The 21993-nt window shown below is 66.1% G+C and carries 24 protein-coding genes; 14 read left to right on the forward strand and 10 right to left on the reverse strand.

The window, feature by feature from the left end:
* Window positions 1–5: 5 nt before the first annotated feature.
* The 3 genes from F4Y72_05750 to F4Y72_05760 form a co-directional block, all read right to left on the reverse strand.
* On the reverse strand, window positions 6–1949 hold the full coding sequence (locus F4Y72_05750) for an ATP-binding cassette domain-containing protein (GenBank protein ID MXZ27792.1): 1944 nt from the start codon (window positions 1947–1949) through the stop codon (window positions 6–8).
* Window positions 1949–3286 (reverse strand): efflux RND transporter periplasmic adaptor subunit, encoded by a 1338-nt coding sequence (locus F4Y72_05755; GenBank protein MXZ27793.1) that lies wholly within the window; start codon window positions 3284–3286, stop codon window positions 1949–1951. Before F4Y72_05755 ends, F4Y72_05750 begins: the two co-directional genes overlap by 1 nt.
* Window positions 3287–3351: 65 nt before the next feature.
* Window positions 3352–3816: an RDD family protein gene (locus F4Y72_05760; GenBank protein ID MXZ27794.1), complete on the reverse strand. Its 465-nt coding sequence runs from the start codon at window positions 3814–3816 to the stop codon at window positions 3352–3354.
* Window positions 3817–3993: 177 nt separating this feature from the next.
* Here F4Y72_05760 and F4Y72_05765 point away from each other — a divergent pair, with 177 nt between their 5' ends.
* Together F4Y72_05765 and mutM are read left to right on the forward strand one after the other, a co-directional pair.
* On the forward strand, window positions 3994–4851 hold the full coding sequence (locus F4Y72_05765) for an MBL fold metallo-hydrolase (GenBank protein MXZ27795.1): 858 nt from the start codon (window positions 3994–3996) through the stop codon (window positions 4849–4851).
* A 24-nt stretch (window positions 4852–4875) separates the two neighbouring features.
* On the forward strand, window positions 4876–5691 hold the full coding sequence (mutM, locus tag F4Y72_05770; GenBank protein MXZ27796.1) for a bifunctional DNA-formamidopyrimidine glycosylase/DNA-(apurinic or apyrimidinic site) lyase: 816 nt from the start codon (window positions 4876–4878) through the stop codon (window positions 5689–5691).
* Between the two features lie 6 nt (window positions 5692–5697).
* On the opposite strand, the gene ggt is transcribed toward mutM, so the two are convergent.
* The 3 genes from ggt to rsmD are packed head-to-tail and all read right to left on the reverse strand — an operon-like array spanning window position 5698 to window position 8496.
* Window positions 5698–7419 (reverse strand): gamma-glutamyltransferase, encoded by a 1722-nt coding sequence (gene ggt, locus F4Y72_05775; GenBank protein MXZ27797.1) that lies wholly within the window; start codon window positions 7417–7419, stop codon window positions 5698–5700.
* Entirely contained in the window at window positions 7419–7922 is a 504-nt protein-coding gene (gene coaD / locus F4Y72_05780; protein ID MXZ27798.1) for a pantetheine-phosphate adenylyltransferase, read from the reverse strand. Before coaD ends, ggt begins: the two co-directional genes overlap by 1 nt.
* Window positions 7923–7926: 4 nt before the next feature.
* A complete protein-coding gene (gene rsmD, locus F4Y72_05785) occupies window positions 7927–8496 on the reverse strand; it encodes a 16S rRNA (guanine(966)-N(2))-methyltransferase RsmD (GenBank protein ID MXZ27799.1) in 570 nt (189 codons plus the stop codon).
* Window positions 8497–8568: 72 nt separating this feature from the next.
* Here rsmD and F4Y72_05790 point away from each other — a divergent pair, with 72 nt between their 5' ends.
* Together F4Y72_05790 and F4Y72_05795 are read left to right on the forward strand one after the other, a co-directional pair.
* Window positions 8569–9237, forward strand: a complete 669-nt coding sequence (locus F4Y72_05790) for an ATP-binding cassette domain-containing protein (GenBank protein MXZ27800.1) — start codon at window positions 8569–8571, stop codon at window positions 9235–9237.
* Complete coding sequence (locus tag F4Y72_05795) at window positions 9234–10145, forward strand: FtsX-like permease family protein (protein ID MXZ27801.1); 912 nt, start codon at window positions 9234–9236, stop codon at window positions 10143–10145. Before F4Y72_05790 ends, F4Y72_05795 begins: the two co-directional genes overlap by 4 nt.
* Here the strand turns inward: F4Y72_05795 and F4Y72_05800 are convergent, their stop codons facing one another.
* Complete coding sequence (locus F4Y72_05800; GenBank protein ID MXZ27802.1) at window positions 10146–11213, reverse strand: ABC transporter ATP-binding protein; 1068 nt, start codon at window positions 11211–11213, stop codon at window positions 10146–10148.
* 162 nt (window positions 11214–11375) lie between these two features.
* Between F4Y72_05800 and F4Y72_05805 the strand changes: the two genes are divergently transcribed.
* The 10 genes from F4Y72_05805 (at window position 11376) to F4Y72_05850 (ending at window position 20531) form a co-directional block, all read left to right on the forward strand.
* On the forward strand, window positions 11376–12023 hold the full coding sequence (locus F4Y72_05805) for a hypothetical protein (protein ID MXZ27803.1): 648 nt from the start codon (window positions 11376–11378) through the stop codon (window positions 12021–12023).
* Window positions 11998–13275 carry an argininosuccinate synthase gene (gene argG, locus F4Y72_05810; GenBank protein ID MXZ27804.1) on the forward strand — a complete coding sequence of 426 codons (1278 nt, stop codon included), beginning with the start codon at window positions 11998–12000 and terminating at the stop codon, window positions 13273–13275. The genes F4Y72_05805 and argG overlap by 26 nt, the downstream gene beginning before the upstream one ends.
* Entirely contained in the window at window positions 13268–14329 is a 1062-nt protein-coding gene (locus F4Y72_05815) for a molybdopterin-guanine dinucleotide biosynthesis protein B (protein ID MXZ27805.1), read from the forward strand. Before argG ends, F4Y72_05815 begins: the two co-directional genes overlap by 8 nt.
* On the forward strand, window positions 14326–15375 hold the full coding sequence (gene argC / locus F4Y72_05820; GenBank protein MXZ27806.1) for an N-acetyl-gamma-glutamyl-phosphate reductase: 1050 nt from the start codon (window positions 14326–14328) through the stop codon (window positions 15373–15375). The genes F4Y72_05815 and argC overlap by 4 nt, the downstream gene beginning before the upstream one ends.
* Window positions 15366–16577: an aspartate aminotransferase family protein gene (locus F4Y72_05825; protein ID MXZ27807.1), complete on the forward strand. Its 1212-nt coding sequence runs from the start codon at window positions 15366–15368 to the stop codon at window positions 16575–16577. Before argC ends, F4Y72_05825 begins: the two co-directional genes overlap by 10 nt.
* Window positions 16570–17586: an N-acetylornithine carbamoyltransferase gene (locus F4Y72_05830; GenBank protein MXZ27808.1), complete on the forward strand. Its 1017-nt coding sequence runs from the start codon at window positions 16570–16572 to the stop codon at window positions 17584–17586. The genes F4Y72_05825 and F4Y72_05830 overlap by 8 nt, the downstream gene beginning before the upstream one ends.
* Window positions 17583–18518 (forward strand): acetylglutamate kinase, encoded by a 936-nt coding sequence (gene argB / locus F4Y72_05835; GenBank protein MXZ27809.1) that lies wholly within the window; start codon window positions 17583–17585, stop codon window positions 18516–18518. The genes F4Y72_05830 and argB overlap by 4 nt, the downstream gene beginning before the upstream one ends.
* Window positions 18452–19711, forward strand: a complete 1260-nt coding sequence (gene argH, locus F4Y72_05840) for an argininosuccinate lyase (GenBank protein ID MXZ27810.1) — start codon at window positions 18452–18454, stop codon at window positions 19709–19711. The genes argB and argH overlap by 67 nt, the downstream gene beginning before the upstream one ends.
* Before the next feature lie 68 nt (window positions 19712–19779).
* Entirely contained in the window at window positions 19780–20157 is a 378-nt protein-coding gene (locus F4Y72_05845; protein ID MXZ27811.1) for a hotdog fold thioesterase, read from the forward strand.
* A gap of 32 nt (window positions 20158–20189) precedes the next feature.
* Window positions 20190–20531: a hypothetical protein gene (locus tag F4Y72_05850; GenBank protein MXZ27812.1), complete on the forward strand. Its 342-nt coding sequence runs from the start codon at window positions 20190–20192 to the stop codon at window positions 20529–20531.
* Between the two features lie 21 nt (window positions 20532–20552).
* On the opposite strand, the gene tatC is transcribed toward F4Y72_05850, so the two are convergent.
* From tatC to tatA, 3 genes are all read right to left on the reverse strand, one after another.
* Complete coding sequence (tatC, locus tag F4Y72_05855; GenBank protein ID MXZ27813.1) at window positions 20553–21329, reverse strand: twin-arginine translocase subunit TatC; 777 nt, start codon at window positions 21327–21329, stop codon at window positions 20553–20555.
* Window positions 21322–21651: a twin-arginine translocase subunit TatB gene (gene tatB / locus F4Y72_05860; GenBank protein MXZ27814.1), complete on the reverse strand. Its 330-nt coding sequence runs from the start codon at window positions 21649–21651 to the stop codon at window positions 21322–21324. The genes tatC and tatB overlap by 8 nt, the downstream gene beginning before the upstream one ends.
* Window positions 21652–21716: 65 nt before the next feature.
* Window positions 21717–21959, reverse strand: coding sequence for a twin-arginine translocase TatA/TatE family subunit (gene tatA / locus F4Y72_05865; protein MXZ27815.1), 243 nt, complete (start codon window positions 21957–21959; stop codon window positions 21717–21719).
* Window positions 21960–21993: the final 34 nt, after the last annotated feature.

Consider the following 21993-nt stretch of genomic DNA (forward strand, 5'->3'; position numbering starts at 1 on the left):
GGATATTACGCTCGCAGCGCTGCCACCGGGTCCATGCCGGCGGCCCGCCGCGCCGGCGCGAAACCGAATATCACACCCGTCAGCGTTGCGCAGGACAGCCCCACAAGCAGAATCCAGGGCGTAAACGCCACAAACGCCATGGGCGTGAAACTGTTGACCAGAGCTCCCAGCCCCAGCGCGGCGATCAACCCGACGGCGCCGCCCAGCCCCGCGACCATTGCGGCCTCGCAGATGAACTGCATCAGTATGTCGCGCTCGCGCGCGCCGATGGCCATGCGCAGCCCGATTTCGCGGGTACGTTCGGCCACCGAAGCCAGCATGATGTTCATTACGCCGATGCCGGCCACCACCAGCGAAATGCCTCCGATGGCGCCGAACACGAGGCTCCCAATCCGGCCGATGTTGTTCTGGGCCTCCAGTATCTGCTCCTGATTGGCTATCCGAAACGCGCCTCTTCCGTGAAGCCGGCTCAGCAGCGCCTCGATCGCATTCTGGACCGTCTCAACCTGGTCCGTATCCGCGGCGACAACCTGAATCGAGTCCAGGTTGTCGCGGCCGAACAATCGCGCCGCGCCGGTCATCAGCGGTACATGGGCGGACCGCTGCTGGAAGTCGAAGGCGCCGAAAGTGCTCTCGTTTCGCTTCAGCACGCCGATAACCTGGTACGGCTCGCCGTTGATCAGCACGTACTCGCCCACCGCCCGGGCACGTTCGCCGAACAGGTCGCCCGCCAGCAGCCCGCCCAGAATCACAACCGGGGCATAGCTTTCGCTGTGCGCCTCGTCGAAGAATGCACCTTCGGCCAGGATCAGGCCGCGCTCCTGCATCGCCCGGCCGGTGGTGGCCGTGACGCGCGCGAATTGGCTGTTGTTCCCTCCAACCAGAGTCCCGCCGCCGCTCATTTCAGGCGCCACTGAAAGCAGGTTGGGGATTTGCGAACGGATCGCATCGGCGTCACTCAGCGTGAGCGGCCTGCTGTTTTCGCCGAAGCGGGGACTGATCGTGATGCCGGCGCCGCCGAGTTGCCGGATAGTGTCCGTTAACGAGTTGCGCATGCCCTGGGCGACGCCGAGCATGGCCGTGACCGAGAACACCCCGATGACAATGCCCAGCAGCGTAAGCGCTGTGCGCGACTTGTTTCCGCGCAACGTGCGCCGCGCGGTTCGCGCGCTTTCCGCCAGCGATGCCACCGGGGCCTGTATGCGCTGCGAGGGGGCGCGCGCCGCGCTAACGGCCGAAACTTGCCGACCCGGGTTGGGACCCGTGTCGCTTGTCACGCGGCCGTCCAGAAGCTCGATGCGCCGCCGCGCATAGCGGGCCACGGTCGGATCGTGCGTGACCAGGATCACCGTGCGTCCGCGCTCGGACAGTGCGGCCAGTTGCGCCATGATTTCCTTGCCGTTGCGCGAATCCACCGAGCCCGTGGGCTCGTCGGCCAGCACGACTGCCGCACCGTTCATCAGCGCCCGCCCGATGGCCACGCGCTGTCGCTCGCCGCCCGACAGTTCATTGGGATGATGGCCGGTGCGATGCGCCAGGCCCAGCGTCGAAAGCAATTCCGCGGCTCGCGCCCAGCGAATGCGCCTGCGAATTCCCGCGTATATGGCCGGCATCTCGACGTTTTCCTGGGCCGTGACCATGCGCAGCAGGTTGTAGTCCTGGAACACGAACCCGAACGCTTCGCGTCGCAAGCGGGCGCGTTCATCGGAGCCGGCCGCATGAACCGGCAGCCCGCTATAGAAATACTCGCCGTCGCTCGGTTGGTCGAGACAGCCGATGATGTTCATCAGCGTGGTCTTGCCGGACCCGGACGGGCCCATAACCGCCACGAACTCGCCGGCGTGTATGTCCAGGGTCACGCCCTTCAGCGCGCCTACTTCGGCGTCGCCGGCGCGGTACCGCCGGCCGACGTTTTCAAGCCTGATCAGCGGCGGGCCGTTGTGCTCCATCAGCCGCCGAAGAAGGCCGGAGTTTCAGGCATCGGCGGCTGCGGCGTTCCGGTCACCACGCGCTCGCCTTCCGACAGGCCCGACAGCACCTCCACCTCGACGTCGTTGCTTACCCCCACGCGGATGGTTCGCGATTGCTGCCCGCCCTCGGCGTCCACCACCTGGACCGTGGCCTCCCGCCCCGGGGTCTCTGGCGACGTCCGGCCGCGATCGTCATCATTACCCGTTACGGGAGCCGCCGCCGCAGACTGCGCCCGGAGTCCCCGCCCCCGGACTCCCCGTCCTCCGAACCGGCCCGGCCCGTCAAAGGCTGCTCCTTGCGCATACTGGCCCGCCGCGCTCATCGGCCCGTCGGCGAACGTTACTGCGCCTCGCGGCACCTTGAGAACTTCGCGCGCGGCTTCGACCACGAAGAACACCTTGGCGGTCATTCCCGGCAGCAGCGTGGCGTCCGGGTTTTCCACTGCCATGAGCGCGTCGAACTGCGCCAGTCCCGCTGCTCCGGTCGGCCCTTCCGGGATGGGCGAGATCTCCTTGAGTTTTCCCTGCCAGCGCCGCTCGCCGTCCGCCGGAGTGGTGAAGTAGGCGTCCATTCCCGCGGTCAGACGGCGCATGTCCGCTTCCGACACCTTGGCGCTGACATTGATGGTGCGCAGATCGCCAATCCGCAGGATCACCGGCGCCGTCTGCGTCGCGTTGAGCGTCTGCCCTTCCTGCGCAAAGATGCTCACGATCGTGCCGTCGGCCGGCGCCGTGATGCGGGTGAAGTCCAGCATCGCCCTGGCTTCCTCCATGCTGGCCTGCGCCTGTTCGATCTGCAGCAGGTGGCGCGCCAGGTTGGCCTCCGATTGCGCCAGGCTCAGCACCGCCTGGTCATAGTCCCTCTCGGTGGTGGCCTGCGCCTGCATCATGCGCTCCTGGCGCTTGAGCTCGCTGCGGGCCATCACCAGGCTGGCTTCCTGTGAGGACGAAGCCGCCTGAAGGCTCTCCAGGCTGGCCTCCGCCGAAGTCACGCGGGTCCGGGCAATGAAGTCGTCGATCTCCGCCAGCGCATCGCCTTCCGAAACCACGTCTCCAAGGCTCACATGCAACTTGTTGAGCTGTCCCGACACCTGCGCGCCCACATCCACCAGACTGCCCGCCTCCAGCGTCCCGGAAGCCGCAATCAACTGCTCGATATCGCCCCGCACCACCGTGGCCGTGGTCGGAGGCGGAGGTGGCTCCGCGCCTTCCGGCCACAGGAACCATGCAACCACCCCAACAATCACGGCCAGCGTGATCGCCTTGGCGCGATTGCGCCGCAGCCATGCCGGAATTCCGCGGAACCTGCCTGTCACGCCGGCAGCCGCCTCACCTGCAGGGCCGATTTGCCGGCCAGGGCGGGCTGACCCCTGGTTTCCGCCTAGTAGGGCAGTGGGCGCGAGCTTGAAACCACGAGAGTGCGTGCGATCTTGTCATGCCAGCCCTGTTTTCTCTTGTCGAACGCCACCCAGATAAAGCCCAGACCCAACGGCAGCGCGGATACGAAATATCCAAGGTAACGCACGATGCATTGTAAAGGCGAAGCCGGCTCGCCGGTTTTCGCATTCACTATCTTTACCTTCACCAGCATCTTGCCGATCGTGGCCGATTTGAGGATCCAGAAGCCCACGGAGTAAACGGCGGGCAGCACCCAGTCAAAAAAGATTCGCTCGCGGGTCATGCCTTCCGTTGCTCCTTCCATTACCCATTCCAGGTAGCCTTGCCCGTACAGCAGGCGCACCGCCAGGAAGGTAACGGCGAAAATGATGACGGTGTCCAGAATCATCGCCCCCAATCGAATCCAGAACCCGCCATACCGCGGATTCGCCGCATCGCCATCATTCATGCCTTACCTCCGTTCCGTTCAAAACCCGGATTCGTCAGAGTCGCTGCGCGTTCATGCGCCATCATACCGACGATTCGATGTTTCGCTCCGAAGGCTGCTACGAAGCGGCGCCCGGCCGGACTCCCTAGAGGATAGTATGGGAGCGGGTTTGGCCGAAAACTCGGCGAGGGGGAAGGCTTGAAGAAGGTTTGTTTCGGAGTGCTTGGCGCGCTCATCTTTGCGTTTCTCGGAGAAGCACAGGCGCAGGATTGGAGCAAGGAATACGAGACCACGAAGATTTCCGATCGCCTCTATACCTTCTGGCGCAGGGGAATCCGCAACATCTTCGTGGTCACGGACGAAGGGGTCATCGCTACCGATCCGATCAGCCCGGATGCCGCCGAAGTCTATCGGGCGGAAATCGCGAAGGTGACGGACCTTCCGGTGCGCTACGTGATCTACAGCCACGAGCACTGGGACCACGTGCTGGGCGGGCAGATCTTCAAGGCCGAGGGCGCCGAGTTCATCAGCCACGAGAACTGCCTGAAGTTCTTCTTCCGCAATCCGAACCCGGACCTCGTGATCCCGGACCGGACCATCTCCGGAAACACGCTTTTCAGCCTGGGCGGAGAGAGTTTCAATCTGCGCTATCTCGGCGAGAACCACGGCGATTGCCTGCTGGTATTCGACTTCCCCGAGGAGCGCGCGATCTACCTTGCGGACCTGGCGACCGACGGGTTCATAGGCCTGGGCACAATGCCGGATTACGACATCATCGAGTATCTGCGGTCCCTGCGCGAAATCGAGGCCATGGACTTTGACCTGATGATCGGCGCGCACGGACCGGCGCGCGCGGGCAAGGACGCGGTCGTGATCCGGCGGCGCTGGATGGAAACCATCATTGACGCGGTGGGCCGGGAACTGGAAGCCGGCACGCCGGTTGCCCGGATCCCGGCCAAGCTGCATTTTCCGGAATTCGAGCATCTGCGCGGTTACGAATCGCAATTGCCGTCCTTCGTGCTGCGGATGGCCCAGTTCCACGAGATGGGCTGGTAGCGCGCGGACCCGCGCGGAGGCAGCGTGCCCGAGCTGCCCGAGGTCGAGACGACCCGCCGCGGCATCGAGCCGCTGGTGGCGGGTGCGCGGGTTGACCGGGTCGTAGTTCGCGAGCGGCGGCTCAGATGGCCGATACCCCGGCAGGTCGAGCGCGAACTCACCGGCGCCACGATGCTCGGCGTTGGGCGCAGGGCCAAGTACCTCCTCCTGGAAAGCGAGCGCGGAACGGCCATCGCCCACTTGGGAATGTCGGGCAGCTTCTCCGTGGTGGCGGCCGGAACCGAGCCGGACGTCCACGATCACTATGACGTGGTTTTCGACGGCGGCAAGGCCCTGCGGTTTACAGACCCGCGAAAATTCGGCAGCCTGCTGTGGGGCGGACGAGATCCCTTGCGCCACAAGCTGCTGGCGGACCTCGGCCCCGAGCCCTTCAGAGCCGATTTCACCGGCGCGTGGCTGAAGGCGCGCTCGCTTGGCCGGCGGGTTGCCGTGAAGTCGTTTCTGATGATGCCGGCTGTGGTTGCGGGAATGGGCAACATCTACGCCAGCGAGGCGCTCTACCGGGCCGGGATACACCCGCGCCGCGCCGCCGGGCGGATCGCTTTACGCCGCTACGAGTCGCTGGCGCGGGTGATTCGCGACGTGCTGGGCGAGGCCATCGAGGCGGGCGGGACCACGCTGCGCGACTTCGCCGACGCAAGCGGCCGCCCGGGTTACTTCGCCCAGCGGCTGGACGTCTATGACCGGGCGGGGCGCGATTGCCGGCGCTGCGGCTCGGAGATCCGAAGAAGCGTTATAGGGCAGCGTGCCAGTTACTACTGCGCACGTTGCCAGACGTAACGGAGCTTAGCGGACGTCGGAGCCGCCGTTACGGCGCGGATCGCTGGCGGCCGTCAGCGTGCCGTCGGCATACTCGAGGGTAATCGCCTGCATGTTGCCCCAGGGCCGGGACGACTCCCGCAGCGCGTGGCCCAGCTCGGCGAGCGCGGCCTGCAGTTCCTCGTCCATCGCGCCGGCTTCGAACGAGAGCGAGTCCGGGATGTACTGGTGGTGAACGCGGGGCAGGCCGACGATGCCTTCGGCGTCCGCGCCGTCCATCCAGGCCAGCGCGCCCAGCAGCACCATCGTCACGATGCGGCTTCCCCCTGGCGTGCCGAGGATCGCCAGACCGCGCTCGGACTCCAGGAAGGTGGGCGTCATGCTCGAGAGCATGCGCTTGCCCGGTTCGATACCGTTGGCATGCGAGTGCACGAGCCCGAATGCGTTGGGCGTTCCGCGCTTCACCGAGAAGTCGTCCATCTCGTTGTTCAGGATTACGCCGGTGCCCGGCGGGACGAAACCGGAACCGAACAGTGTATTGATCGTCTGCGTTACCGCGGCGCGATTGCCGTCCTTGTCCAGCACCGAGAAGTGGCTGGTGTCGGTCCCAAGTGGCCGCTGACTGACCGGACCGGGCAGGGTGTCGCTGGGCGTGGCGCGGTCCATGCGCACGCTGGCCAGCAAACCGTCGGCGTACCAGGGATGGATCAGCCGCTCGACCGGAACCGGAACGAAGTCCGGATCGCCGAGATATTCGGCCCGGTCCCGGTACGCGCGCCGGATCGCCTCGACCAGCAGATGCGTCCGGGCCGGATCCTCAAGTTGCGCAAAACTCCGGTGGCCGAGCATGTTGAACACCTGCGCCAGCGCCACGCCGCCGGCCGACGGCGGCGGCGCGGTAGTGACCTCGACTTCCCCGTAGCGGAAGCGGACCGGTTGCCGCTCGATGATCCGGTAGGCCGCCAGGTCCTTCATGCTCCAGATGCCGCCTGCGTCACGCACGCCCTGGACCAGGAGTTCGGCCCTGGGACCGGTGTAGAAGCCCGCCGCGCCTTGAGCGCTCAAGGTCTCGAGAGTATCGGCGAGGTCCGGCCGGCGAATCAGGTCGCCGACCGGCGGCGCTTCTCCGCCCGGCATGAATATCTCCAGAAACGCGGGCGAGGGCGAGCCCATGCGCGGAACGGCCCGCAGCAGCCTTTGGGTTCCCTCGGTTACCGGCAGGCCCTCGCGCGCCAGTCGGATTGCCGGCGCCAGGCTCTGCGCGAGCGGCAGGCGGCCGTACTTGTTCGCGATGTGCTCAAGCGCCGCCGGCAGCCCCGGGATGCCCGCGGCCAGCGGACCGGACAGCGAGGCGCGCCGGATCAGCTCGCCGTTCTCATCGAGGTACATGTCGCGGGACGCCGCGCCGGGCGCGGTTTCCCTCGCATCGACGAAAACGCTGGATTGATCGGAAGCCTGGTGGAGAAGGAAGAAACCGCCCCCGCCGATGCCCGAACTATGCGGCTCGGCGACCGAAAGCGCGGCGCTGACCGCAATGGCCGCGTCGAAGGCATTGCCGCCCTGCGAAAGGATTTCGAAGCCTGCCGCGGTGGCGGCGGGGTGGGCGCTGGCTATGGCTGCGTGCCCGGGCCCCGTCGCTCTCGCAACCTTGCCGATACTGTCTTCGGCGTGAGCGCCGCCGGCCGCGGCAATCCATAGAAAGAGGGCCGGCAGCAGGACTTGGCCGGCCCGGGGCGGAATCGGTTTCATTACAGGTGCTCCTTAAGCGCGGTCACTACTATCGGATGTACGAAATTGGATACGTCACCGCCCATGCCCGCGATCTCCCGGACCAGGGATGACGAGACATGGGCGTGACTCTCGGAGGGTGTCAGGTAAACCGTTTCGATCGAGGAATCCAAGCGCCGGTTCATGCTGGCGAGCTGGAATTCGTGCTCGAAGTCGCTGACCGCGCGCAGACCGCGAAGGATCGCATGCAGCCCGTTGGCTCGCGCATATTCCACCGTCAGACCCTCGTACCCTGCAACGCGCGCCCCGGGCACGTCGGCCAGCGCTTCGGTAGCCAGGCGGATGCGGGTCTCAAGGTCGAACATCGGGGATTTCGAAGGACTCGCCGCCACGGCCACGACGACTTCGTCGAACAGCTTCGCGGCGCGGCTGATCAGGTCGCAATGGCCGTTGGTGATGGGGTCGAATGTGCCGGGATACATGATTCCCCGCCGCGTGCCCGCGCTGCGCCGCTTCGCGTTCATGTTTCTAGCGCCGTTTCCGGCCGGCCAGCATCATGCGTACGTCCCCGACAACTTTTTCGCGCAGCATTTCCAGATCCAACGGTAGTTCAATCAACGGGTCGCGCTTGCCGGCTTCCAGGTACAGGCGGCAATTGTCCGCGAGCCATCCGTTCCGGGCAAGCAGTTTACAGCAGCGCGCCGCAAGGCCGCTTCCGAACGGCGGATCCATGAACACGATGTCCATGCGCTTGCCCCCGCCGGATTTCTCAAGCCAGCCGGCGGCATCGGCCAGTTCGACGCGGCCGGCCACCTGCCATTCGTCCACGACCCGGCGCAGCATCCCGCCCGCCGAGCGCCCCGACTCCACGAATACGCAATGAGCGGCGCCGCGCGACAGCGCTTCCAGACCCAGCGCGCCGGCGCCGGCAAACAGGTCCAGGCAGTGCGCGCCGCGCACCTCCGCCGCGAGCCAGTCGAACAGGGTTTCGCGCGCACGCACGGGAGTGGGCCGCGTGTTCGGAGGCACTTCGAGCAGGCGCCCGCGAAGACTTCCGCCCGCGATCCGTACGCGGCCCCGCTGCTTACTTGTCGGCATGGCGCGAGAGTATCATTTCGCGCGCACGCCCGCTGTTGAAGCAAAGGCACCGGCAGGACAGACAGCAGGTCCATGATTCGCCTTCAGGAAGTAACCATGCGCTACCGCGGCGGCGCGGAAGCGTTGTCGGAGGTCAGCCTCTCCGTCGAACCGGGCGAGTTCACGTATCTGACAGGACCTTCGGGCGCGGGCAAGACCACTCTGATCAAGCTGCTGGCGGCCATCGAGCGGCCCACCAGGGGCCAGGTGTTCGTGCTGGGTCGCAATGTCGGACGGCTGAAGCGGCGGGCCGTTTGCAGTCACCGGCGCCGAATCGGCATCGTTTACCAGAACAATCTACTGCTGGAGGATCGAAGCGCGTACGACAACGTCGCGCTGCCTCTGCATATTTCCGGCCTGGGCCCCCGCGAGGTGCGGCGCCGGACCGAAGCGGCGCTCGATTCCGTGGGACTGCTGAAGAGCGCCCGCAGGTTCCCCAGGCTGCTGTCGCAGGGAGAACAGCAACGGCTGGGCATTGCCCGCGCCGTCGTGAATCGGCCGGAGCTTCTTGTGGCCGACGAGCCGACCGGCAACCTGGATCCTGAACTGTCGCGCGAGGTGATGGAGCTGTTTCGCCGACTGGTGGGCTACGGGGTGACCGCACTGGTCGCAACCCACGATGTCGGGCTGATCGAATCATTGCCCGCACGCCGAATCACCCTGCTGAAGGGCCGGGTGGACTCCGACACTTCGCCGTCATGAATCCCCTGCGTTATCTCGGCCGGCACTTCGCCTGCTGCCGTGCGGAAGCCGTTCGGCTGGTCCGGCAGCCGTTGGGCAGCGTTCTGACGGTGGCCGCGATCGGCCTGGCGCTGGCCCTGCCCGCCGGCCTGAGCGCTGTGTTGCAGAACATGGAAGGACTGGCCGAGGCTTGGGGCGAGGCGCGCTCGTTTTCGATTTACCTCAAGCCGAACGTAAGCGTTGCGGCGGCCGAGCAACTGGCCGATGACCTTGAGCGCAATCCCGCCGTCGGGGAAGTGAGGCGAATCAGCCCCGGGGAAGCCCTTGCCATCATGGAGGGCCGCAGCGAGTTTGCCGCGGCGCTGGAGACCCTGGAAGAAAACCCGCTGCCCTGGACGCTTGTCGTCGCGCCGGCGCCGGGCGCCGCGGAGAACGAATTTCTGGCGCTGCAGGACACTGCGGAAACTCTTGAGGAAGTCGATCAGGTCCGGGCCGATACGCAATGGCTGCAGAGAATGAGCGCCATACTCGCATTGGCCGGTCAGGCAATGCTGTTGGTCCTGGTCATGGTCCTGGTGGCGCTTGTCGTCATCATCGGCAATACGGTCAGGCTTGAAATACAGAGGCAGCGGGACGCCGTCGAAGTGATGTCGCTGCTGGGCGCCAGCCGCGGCTACCTGCGCCGGCCGTTCCTCTACCAGGGGCTCCTGTACGGCCTGGGAGGAGGCCTGCTGGCGGTCCTGCTGGTGCGGCTGGGCCTGTGGACCCTGGGCGGCGCTTTTGCCGACCTGATGGCCCTGTACGAGAGCGATCGCGTGCTGAGCGGCGCCTCGTGGCAACAGGAACTGGTGATCCTGGGGGCAGGCGCGCTTACCGGCTGGCTCGGCGCGTGGCGCGCAGTGGCCGGACAGCTCCGAACGATCGAATAGCTAAACCTTGGCCGCGTCGGGCTGCTCGAGGGCGGACCCCGGTTCGCGGTCGGGCAGCTTGGGGAGATCGGGCATGGTCAGGCGGACGAACAGCTCTTCCAGCCGGTTGGTCTTGTGGCGGATGCTGAGCACCTGAATGCCGGCCACGTTCAGCAATTCGAAGAACTCGTTGAGACTACGCGTTGCCGGAACCTCCACTTCCATCTCATAGCGGCTGCGCCAATGAACCTGGAAACCGGCGAATTTCTGGCCGGGTTTGGCCGCCTGCTGCAATGAAATGACGAAGTGCTGTTCCGGCAACTGCCGCAACACGCGCTCCATGCGGTCCTCGACCACGATCTCGCCGCGGTCGAGGATGGCGATGCGGCGGCAGAGGTGTTCGGCCTCCTCGAGGTAGTGGGTGGTGAGGATGATGGTCACGCCGCGCTCGTTGATTTCCCGCAGCAGGTCCCACATGGATCGGCGAATCTCGATGTCCACTCCCGCCGTGGGCTCGTCCAGAATCAGGAGTTTCGGCTCATGCACCATCGCCCGGGCGATCATCAGGCGCCTTTTCATTCCGCCGGAAAGCGTCCGCGTCAGCATGTTGCGCTCGTCCCAGAGACGCACCGCCCTGAGGCACTTCTCGGCGTTGCGCCGGGCCTGACGCGGGCTCAGGCCGAAGTACCCGGCCTGGTGCATCATCGTGGGCAGCAGCTTCTCGAACATGTTGAGGTTCACTTCCTGCGGCGTCACACCTATGCATTTCTTTACCGCGCCCGGGTGGGTATCGAGATCATGGCCGTACACATGGACCTTGCCGGCGGTCTTGTTGACCAGCGTGGTGATGATGCCGATGGCGGTGGTCTTGCCCGCGCCGTTCGGTCCCAGCAGCGCATAGAATTCGCCCTCGCGCACGGTCAGATCGATGCCCTTTAGCGCCTCCACGCCGTTGGGATAGACCTTGGCGAGTCCTTTCAGGGAGAGTGCGTCCACGGGTTTCCATTGTGCAGCCCCCGTCCGGCAAAGGAAAGTGGCCTTTGCGCTTCCTCGCCCTTTGTTCGTCCCCCTCCTCGTGGGAGACGCCATCCTGGCTCGATTCTCGCTGTCCCTGCCCTTCGCCCTTTCTTCGCTCCCCTTCTCGTTGGAGACGCCATCCCTGGCTCGATTCTCGCTATCCTGCTCCAACGCTCCCACGAGGAGGGGAGCGAAGAAAGGGCTTTAGCCGGCGCCGCCAGCTACAGGTTCCTCTTGCACACTCGTTCCGGGAACGTCGGAGGCAGGGATGCCGACGCCGAGCCCACAGGGATGTGCTCGCTGGCGGTTCCCGGAACGAGTGTGCAAGAGGAACCGAGGTGTTTGCACTACGTTGCGGCCATGGTTGCGCCAATGGGGATTGTGTGCATAATATGCGCCTTCCTTAATTTTTATGAGCATCATATGCCGACGGGGACGGACAGTATGGCCCGCCGCCACGAAGTCATTGCGGACATCATCGCGGGCCAGGCCGTAGGCAGCCAGGCGCAACTCGGCCGGCTGCTGGCGGAGCGCGGCATACGCGTCACGCAGTCGTGCATAAGCCGTGACCTGTCGGTCATAGGCGCGGTCAAGCGGGGGCGCGCGTACTCCGTTGCTTCCTCGGACATTTCCGAGGGGGACCGGCAAACGCTCGCCACTTATGTGCGCGGGCTGGCCAACGCCGGACCCAACCTTGCGATCGTGCGGACCGCGACCGGGGCGGCCCAGCGGGTTGCGCTGTTCCTCGATCGCTGCGGCTGGCCCGAGATCGTGGCAACGGTGGCGGGAGACGACACGATCTTCGTCGCCACACGCAACCGGGACGAACAGCGGGTATTGCTGGCGCGCCTGCGCCATGAAATGGCCCCGGCTTCTTCCTGAACTTGAGGCAACCCGGCAACCACCCATGAGCGCCTCTCCCATAGTGCTGGCCTATTCAGGCGGACTGGATACTTCGTTCTGCGTGCCCTGGCTGAGCGAGAAATATCGGCGCCCGGTGGTCACGCTGACGGTCAATACCGGCGGCATCGATTCCGGTCAGGCCGAATCGCTGGAGCGCCGGGCCCTGGCGCTGGGCGCCCAGCGGCATCTGCTGGTGGAAGCGCGCCCGCAGTTCTTCGATGAAGTCATCCGACATCTCATTGCCGGCAACGTGCGGCGCGGGCACACGTATCCGCTGTGCGTGGGCGCCGAGCGGGGCGTGCAGGCGAAGATTCTGGCCCGCACCGCTCAGGAACTGGGCGGAGACACCGTGGCGCACGGCTGCACCGCCGCCGGTAACGATCAGTTCCGTTTCGAAATGGCCATGCGCGCGCTGGCGCCCGAAATCAACGTGCTGGCGCCGGTTCGCGACGAGTCCTTTCAGCGCCGCGAGCAGGTCGCGTACCTTGCCGAGCGCGGCGCACCGCAACTTCCGCAGGGCGGCGATTACTCGATCAACCGGGGGCTTTGGGGTGTGACGATAGGCGGCCGCGAGACCCTGACTTCCGCGGGCTCCATCCCGGAGACGGCCTGGGTGCTGTCCGCGGGTGCGCTGGAGGATCCGCTCCCCGAAGAGCCGCATGAACTGGAATTCGAGGCGGGGCTGCCGGTTTCCTGGGACGGCGAAACCATGCAGCCCGTGGATTTGATCGAGACGCTCGAAGCCGCCGGCGGCCGGTTCGGAATCGGACGGGGCATTCACCTGGGCGACACCATTCTCGGCTCCAAGGGCCGGGTGGCCTATGAAGCGCCGGCTGCGGAGATACTTCTTTGCGCGCACCGCGAACTGGAAAAACTCACGCTGGGCGCCGGTCAGATGCGGGTCAAGGACACGCTGGCGGCCGTCTACGGCGACCTGGTTCACGAGGGCAAGCAACTCGATCCGGTCTGCCGGGACATCGAGGCCTTTTTCGACAGTTCGCAGGCGCGGGTATCGGGTCGCGTGCACCTGGCGCTGCAGCCGGGAGGCGTCTGGGTCCGCGGCGTCGAATCGCCCCATTCGCTGCTGGCCGCAAGCCGGGGCGTGTACGGGGAGACGGCCGGGGAGTGGTCTCCGCGCGATGCGCTCGGCGCTGCCCGGGTCTTGGCGCTGCCCGGCATGCTGCACAGCCGCGTGTCCGCATCGGCCGACGAGGGTGGCGGCGATGCGTAGCATAGTGGTCGACAAGTTGGCTTCGGTAGCCTCGGGCCTGGACCTGGGGCGCGAGTTGCGCGTGGGCGACAGCATTCCGAGCGAGGAAGGCGTGATCGTGGCCGTGGAAATCCTGAACGACAAATCCTCGTATAACCGGCTGGAACTGGCCAGCGGCCGCATGGCGCGCGTGCGCAGCGGCGATATCGTGGTGGGCGCTCTGGGTCACCGCAAGGCCCTTTTCGGGTATTCCGGTCATCTACCGGCCACCGTAAAGCGCGGCGACGTCCTGCAGTTGCTCAACATAGGCGGCGTGATAGGCGTGTGCGACTCCGTCAACGCCACCATGGGTTCGCCTTTCGACGTGCGCGTGCTGGGAGTGGTGCTGGAGTTCCCGTACCTGGGCCAGCGGGTAGGTGTGCCCGCACGCGTGGGCGGGGAGCCGCTGGATGGCGAAGGCCCGGGCGAACTGAATCTGGGGGGCGTTCCGGTCGTGGCCCTGGCCGGAACCTGCATGAACTCGGGCAAGACCGCGGCGGCCTGTGCGATTATCGGCCGGCTGCGGCACGAGGGCTACGTGGTGGACGCCTTCAAGGCCACCGGCGTATCGCTGCGCCGCGACATCCTGGCGATGGAGGACGCCGGCGCGCGCAATACCGCGATCTTCACCGATTTCGGGATCGTCAGCACGGCTCCGGACAACGCGCCGGCCCTGGTGCGGTCGATGCTGCGGCAGATGGCGGCGGCAGCGCCCGACGTGATCCTGTTCGAGTTGGGCGACGGCATACTGGGCGCCTACGGCGTGGAGGCCATCCTCGCCGACGAGGGCATACGCTCGTCCATTTCCTGCCTGCTGCTTTGCGCCAGCGATCCCGTCGCCGCCTGGGGCGGGGCGCGGCTTCTCAAGGAGCTGTACGGGATCGAGGTGGCCGCCGTTACCGGTCCGGCCACGGACAACCAGGTGGGACTGGACATCCTGGGGCAGCGGGTCGGCGTGCCGGGCTACAACGCGCTTACGCAAAGCGCGGAGCTCGGAGAGTTCGTGGCCCGCAATGTCTCGCTGGGGCGGCTGTGAACATTCCGGCCGTAATTCTGGGCGCTTCCGGGTACGTGGCGGGCGAACTGCTGCGCATCCTTGCCGGTCATCCGGATTTCCGCATCGCCGGGGCGATTTCGGAAAGCAACGCGGGCAAGGCGGTGGAATCCGTCTTTCCCAACCTCACGGGCATCTGGCCGGAGTTTCGGTTCCTGCCCTTCTCCGAGCTGGGCGAGGTGCTCGGGGAGCGTTGCGCGGTTTTTTCCTGTGCCCCGCATGGCGCAAGCGCGGGTCTGATCGCGGCGGCGATGAAAGTGGCCGACGACCAGGGAGTCCGGATCCGCATCGTCGATGCTTCGGCGGACTTTCGCTTCGCCGACGCGGATGCGTACGAGCAGGTGTACGGCGCGGGGCACGGCGCACCGGAACTACTGTCCTCATTCTCCTGCGCCCTGCCGGAACATCGCGCGCAGGCCGCCACTCGCCATATCGGCCATCCCGGCTGTTTCGCCAGCGCGCTGCTGCTGGCGGCCGTGCCCCTGATGCGCCACGGCCTCACGGCCACGCCCCTGTTCGCCAGCGGCGTTACCGGCAGCACGGGCGCAGGCAAACAACCCCTTCCGACCACACACCACCCGGTCAGGCATTCCAATATGTTCGCCTACCGCCCGCTACAGCACCGGCACGCGCCGGAAGTCGAGGCCGTGTGCGAGGCGGTGAGCGGCGTGCGGCCGGACCTGCGTTTCGTGCCGCACTCGGGGCCGTTCGCGCGCGGGATATACGTCACGATGCAGGCGGGGCTCAAGCAATCCTTCAGCGCGGAGCAGCTAAGGGGGGCGTTTGCGGATACCTATGCCGGGACGCCGTTCGTGCACGTGATCGACGGGCCGCCGAAGCTCAAGGACGTGGTTGGAGGAAACCATGCCCATATCGGGATCACGTCGGGCCGGGATTCGGTGGCAGTTTTCGTGGTGCTGGACAACCTCGTCAAGGGTGCGGCCGGCGGCGCCGTGCAATGGATGAATCGCCTCTACCGTCTTGAGGAGACCGCGGGCCTTGCGGCCGCGGGCCCGGCGTGGACGTGAGCGTCGCGTCACGGACGCCGCCAGCCGGCGATGCGCGCAGCGCCGAGGCTGCCCACCTGGCCCAGGTGTACGTGCAATTTCCGTTCGAGGTCGTGTCGGGCGACGGCGCTTACCTCAACTGCGCCGACGGCCGCCGGTTGCTGGACCTGTACGGGGGGCACGCGGTATGCGCCCTCGGCTACGGGCATCCGCGGCTGACGCGGGCCATCCGGCGGCAAGCAGATGAACTGCTGTTCGCCAGCAACGCGGTGGCCTTGCGCGTTCGGGCGCGCGCTGCCGACAAGCTGGCGGAGTTCGCGCCGCAGGGGCTTGATCGGGTGTTCTTCGTCAATTCGGGTGCGGAAGCCAACGAGAACGCTCTGCGTCTGGCCTGCAAGCTCACGGGGCGTTCGCGCGTGGTCGCTCTGGAACATGGTTTTCACGGTCGCACCGCCGCCGCGGCCGCGGCAACCTGGGGTGCGCGCGATCGCTGGTACGGATTTCCGGAAACGCCTTTCGACGTGGCCTTCGCGCCCCGCGACAACGCCGCTGCCGCCGTCTCGCATATCGACGGCGAAACCGCCGCCGTCATTCTCGAGCCCATACAGGGCCTCGCGGGCGCATTCGCCCTGAGCGACGACTTTCTGCGCGAGGTACGCGCCGCCTGCGACAGGCACGGCGCGTTCCTGATCGCCGACGAGGTCCAGTGCGGCATGGGCCGAAGCGGCCTGCCGTTCGCCGTCTCGCATTCGGGTGTGGCTCCGGACATGATCACGGCCGCAAAATCGCTGGGCGGGGGCTTTCCCTGCGCGGCGCTGCTGATGCGCGACGAAATCGCCGCCCAGCTCGGCGGCGGCGACCTGGGCACGACCTTCGGCGGCGGCCCGCTGGCCTGCGCGGCCGTCGAGGCGGTGCTGGACGCGATGGAAGAGGAACAGCTGCCGGCGCAGGCCGCGGAGCGGGAGAGGCAGATCCGCTCGACCTGCATCGCGGGCCCGGTCACGGCGATCGACGGGCGCGGACTGCTGCTGGGACTGAAATGCGCCGGCGGCGCGCGGCAGGTTCGTGACGGCCTGCTTGCGGCCGATATTCTTGCCGGGACCAGTGCGCTGCCCGAATGGTTGCGCCTGATGCCCCCGCTTATCCTGCGCGAACAAGAGGCGGCGCAACTGGCCGCCGCCGTGCATCAACTCGGCCCTCATCAGGAGCAGGCAAATGAGTGACATCCGACGATTCGACGACCTTGCGGACTTTTCGCCCGAGCAGATAGCCGCGCTGTTGGCCCTGGCCGGCCGGCTGGAAAAGCACCCGGAACCGGAGGCCCTGAAAGGCAAGGTCCTGTCGCTGCTGTTTCTGAATCCATCGCTTCGTACGCTGGCTTCGTTCCAGGCTTCCATGACCCGCCTGGGCGGGGGGGCGTTCGTGATCTCGCCGGAAATGTCCATCCACGGTCTGGAGACGCGGCCCGGAATCGTCATGGACGGCGCCGCGGCCGAACACGTCAAGGAAGCCGTGCCGGTGATCGCCTCGTACGGAGACGCGCTGGGGTTGCGGGCGTTTGCCGAGCGCCGCGACCTGGTGGAGGACCTGGAAGACCGCGAGTACCGGAGCATGGCGGAGCTGGTCTCAACGCCCCTGATCAACATGGAGTCGGCCATCAACCATCCCTGCCAGAGCCTGGCGGACTGGAAGACCATGGACGACCTCGGCGCCCCGGTTTCGGGGGGCAGGTTCGTCCTGAGCTGGGCCTACCATCCGCTGGCGCTTCCGCTTGCCGTGCCGGCCGCCACGTTGCAGATGGCGGCCATGCGCGGAATGGACGTGACCGTGCTCCGCCCGGACGGTTTCGAGCTGCCGCCCCAAGTCATGGACAAGGCCCGTACGCTGGCCGGGCGTTCCGGTGGGTCGATCAGTGAAACGGACGATCGCGCCGAGGCGCTTGACGGCGCGCACGTCCTCTACGCCAAGTCCTGGAGTTCGACGGTCCACTACGGAAACAAGCACGAGGACTACCAGTTGCGCAACCGGCACGAGGACTGGTGCGTCGACGAAGGCTGGTTCGCGCCCGCCGAGGAAAACTGCCGGTTCATGCACTGCCTGCCGGTGCGCCGCAACGTGGTGGTGAGCGAGGCGGTGCTGGACGGACCGCGCAGCGTGGTGGTGCCGGAAGCGCGCAATCGTATGTGGGTGCAGATGGCCGTGCTTTACGCCATGCTGGGGCCGGGGCTGTGAACCGGTCGCGGCCGAGCGGCACCGGTTTCGGGGCGCTGCGGGCCGCGGCGCCGTACCTGCGTCTGTACCGCAACCGCGTTTTCGTCGTGAAGCTGGGCGGCGAGGTATTGAGCCGCAGCAGCCGAATAGAGGCCCTGGTCGAGCAGGCCGGCGTGCTGCAGGCGCTGGGCGTGCGGGTGGTGATCGTGCACGGTGGGGGACCGCAGTCGACCGAATTGACCGAGCGCCTCAAACACAAGGCGCGCATGGTGGCCGGCCGCCGCGTAACCGGGCCGGAGGACCTGAAAGTGGCCTCGTACGTGCTGAACGGCGAGGTCAACACGCAATTGCTCGCCGCCTGCCGGGCCTGCGGTATTCCCGCGGTCGGCCTGTCCGGGGTCGACGCCGGCCTGGTGACGGCCCATCGCCGCCCGCCGGTGAAGATGGAAGGCGCCGGCGACGAGCCGGTGGATTTCGGCTTTGTGGGCGACATCGACGAAGTCGAGCCGGCGGTTCTCGATCTTGCCCTCAGGGAAGGCCTGATTCCGGTCGTAAGCCCGCTGTCGGCCGACGGCGAGGGCAACCTGCTGAATATCAATGCCGATACCGTGGCCGCTTCGCTGGCGGTCGCCATCAAGGCCGAGAAACTGGTTCTTACGATGGCCGCGCCGGGCATACTCGAGGATCGTTCCGATCCGTCCACGCTGCTGTCGTACATCGATCTCGACGGCTTGCGCAAGCTGCGCGAGCAGGGATCGCTGGGCGATGGCATGCTGCCCAAGGCCACGGCCATCGAATCCGCCATCACGGGCGGCGTTCCGCGGGTTCACCTGGTTTCCGGGAGCACGCAGGATGCGCTGCTGCGCGAGGTATTCACCAACGAAGGATGCGGAACGCTGGTCGTGCGCAGCATCGACGCGCTCTCCGCGGAGGAGCAGGAGGCGGCGAAGTAATGACGCGCCTCTGGGACAAGGGCGGCAAGCTGGACGAAACGGTCCTGCGCTACACGGCCGGCGAGGACCACCTGCTGGACGCGCGCCTGGTCGAGTACGACGTGAAGGCCTCGATCGCGCACGCCGGCATGTTGCACGCGGCAGGCTACCTGACGGACACGGACCACGCCGCGATCGTCGACGGTCTGGGTGAACTGGCCGCCGGTCACGAGGCCGGGGCCTGGGCCATCTCGCTGGAAGACGAAGACGTGCATACGGCCCTGGAGCGGCGCCTTGTCGCGCGGATCGGCGATGCCGGCGCCCGCGTACACCTCGGACGTTCGCGCAACGACCAGGTACTGGCCGCGTTGCGCCTGTATCTCAAGGACGCCGCTTCGTCTTTGCAGGGGGCCGCCGAAGCGGTGGCCGAAGCGCTGGACGATCTCTGTGAGAGCCAGGGCGGATTGCCGCTGCCCGGCTACACGCACATGCAGCAGGCCATGCCGAGCAGCGTGGCTCTGTGGGCGGGCGCCTTTGCCGCGGAGTTGCGCGACGACGCGGCCGGCCTTGAGGCCGCCGTGCGCCGACTCGACCGCAACCCGCTGGGCAGCGCCGCGGGCTTCGGCGCGCCCGGGCTGAAGCTGGATCGCGAACGCACGCGCAAGGCCCTTGGTTTTGCAGAGGTGCATGAGCCGGTCACGGCCGTGCAGCTGTCGCGCGGCAAGGCCGAAGCCGGGCTGGCGTTCGAATGCGCGCTGCTGGTCCAGGATCTGGGAAGGCTGGCGGGCGATCTCCTGTTGTTCTACACGCAGGAGTTTGCGCTCGTTGACCTGGCGCCGGAAGTGACGACCGGTTCGTCCATCATGCCCCAGAAGCGCAATGCCGATGCCCTGGAGCTGGTGCGCGCCGCCGGCGCCACCGCGCGCGCTTCGCTGCTGGAGATCCTCGGCATTCCCGCATCGCTTCCCTCCGGTTATCAGCGGGACCTGCAGCGGATCAAGGCGCCGCTTTTCCGCACGGTCGATCTTGCCGGCGAAAGCTGCGAGGTCGTTTGCCGTATAGTGCGCGCTTTGCGCTTCAACCCGGAACGCTGCGGGGAGTTGACGTCGGCCCCGGGTCTGCGCGCCGCCGAGCGCGCCAACCGGCTGGCGGTGGTGCGGGGATTGAGTTTTCGCGAAGCGTACCGGCAGGTGGCGGAGCAGGAGAAAGAGTGAGCGACAGAATTTGGCATCCCAGGGCGTTCGATCGTCCCGAGCAGCTCAACGACCTGGAGAAGGACCGGATGCTGGGACATCTGGGCGTGGAGATCGTCGAGATCGGCGATGACTACCTGCGCGCCCGCATGCCCGTGGACTACCGCACCCAGCAGCCGTTCGGATTGCTGCATGGGGGCGCCTCGGCGGTCCTGGCGGAATCGGTCGGAAGCTGGTCGTCCTACCTCACCACGCCTCCCGGCGAGTACCAGGTCCTCGGCCTGGAAATAAACGTCAGCCACCTGCGCCCGGCGAAATCGGGTTACGTGTACGGCACAGCCCGCCCGGTGCGGCTGGGCAGCGTGGTCCACGTCTGGGACATACGGATCACCGACGAAGCGGAAGTGCTGCTGAGTATTTCCAGACTGGCGACTTCGGTTCGCCGGCTGAAACGACGGAACGCGTGATATTCTTGCGCGCGCCAAAGAGGGAGAAACTCGTGAAGAAATTACTGATTGTCGCCTGCGCCATGGCGCTTGGGGCCTGTGCGGCCCAGCAGTCCGAAATGCAATCCGCGGATACCGCCGGGGAAGCGCAGCAATCGACGGCATCGCAGGATTCGGCCGCAGCACGCCGGGAGCAGCGGCGCAAGAGTGACGAGACGTACGTGACCTCGCTGGAGCGCAGAGATAAAACGGGCTCCCGCATCAATCGCGTCCGCCGCAGGGGCGAACAGGAAGAGGACACTTCCGCCGGCAAGCGCATCGAGACCATTTCCAGCGAACAGCTTGACGACATGGATGAAAGGGGCGGTACCGTGGTGCTCCCCAGCGAGGGATAGCCGGCTACGGTCGGAACGCATTCATTCGGCAGCGGGTTCGCGTTTCCTGATCATGATGCGCGCCATCAGGATGCCGATCTCGTAGAGCACGTACATCGGGATCGCAAGCAGCGTCTGCGAGATCATGTCCGGCGGCGTTAGCAGCATCCCCACGGTAAAAGCGCCCAGCAGAACGTAGGGGCGCTTGCGGCCCAGAGAATCGGGGGTGACGATGCCCGCGCCGACCAGCATCAGGATGGCGATCGGCACTTCAAAGGCGATGCCGAAAACGAATATCAGTATCATCACGAAACTCAGATACTCGCGGATGTCGGGCATCATGGCGACATCTTGTGGAGTGGTGCCCACCAGGAAGGTGAATACCAGCGGGAAAACGACGAAATAGGCAAAGGCCCCACCCGCGTAGAAAAGGAAAATACTGGAGAGAACAAGCGGCAGCGCCACTTTTTTCTCGCGTTTGTACAGCCCTGGAGCGACAAACGCCCAAGCCTGATAGATCACCATCGGCATGGCAACGATCACGGCGGCAAAGAATGCCGTCTTGAAGGGAGTCAGGAACGTCGAGATCGGGCTGGTCGCGATCATGGACCACTCTTCCGGCAACTGGCGCTTGAGCGGATCCGCAACGATGTTGTAAACGATGTCGGCGTATACCGCGAACGGCACGAAAATTACCAGAACGGTGCCGGCCGCCTTCATGAGCCGGGTCCGGAGTTCGATCAGATGCGAGAGCAGGCTGGACTCCTCCAGCTCCTCCTGTTCCTCTTCTTCCTCCGGCTGGTCCGGCTTGTCATTCACTGGACTGGTCCTTCACGTTTTCCGCGGAGCCGGCAGGTTCCTCATCGCGGCTTCCGGGGTCTTTCTCCTCTTCACCGGCCTGCTGGTGCATGGTATTGGTCCTGGAGCCGGCGGGCTGGTCCGGCCGCCTTGTGGAGAATGGCCTGGGATCGTCCAGGTTGACTTCCTGACGCAGCTGATACATGAGGGTGCGCGACATACGCCGGGCCTGGCCAACCCAGCGGCCGAGTTGCGCCGCTACTTCGGGCAGGCGCTTCGGACCGAGCACGATCAGACCGAGGCCGGCAAGAACGATCAGTTCCAGGAAGCCGATATCAAACATGGTTCACGTCGTTCGACCGGCGCGGCCGGTCGAGGCGGAGCAACGGTTGCGATATCCCGGCTGAATCAGGCCTTGGGCGCGTCCTTCTCCTTGTTCTTCGCGCCGGTGTCGGTCTCGCTGAACTCCGCGTCGGTGCGGGCCAGCTTGTCCGGATCGGCCTTGTCCGGGTCGGAAACGGCCTTGCGAAATCCCTTGATGGCCGAGCCCAGGTCGCTGCCGAGGTTCCGGATCCGCGAGGTGCCGAATATCACCAAGGCGAGCAGCAGCACTACGAGTAGCTGCCAGCCGCTGATTCCGCCAAATCCCATTATTTCGTCCTCTTAGCGCTCCTGGATTCTCCGC

The organism is Gammaproteobacteria bacterium (assembly GCA_009838035.1).
GTDB lineage: Bacteria > Pseudomonadota > Gammaproteobacteria > Steroidobacterales > Foliamicaceae > Foliamicus.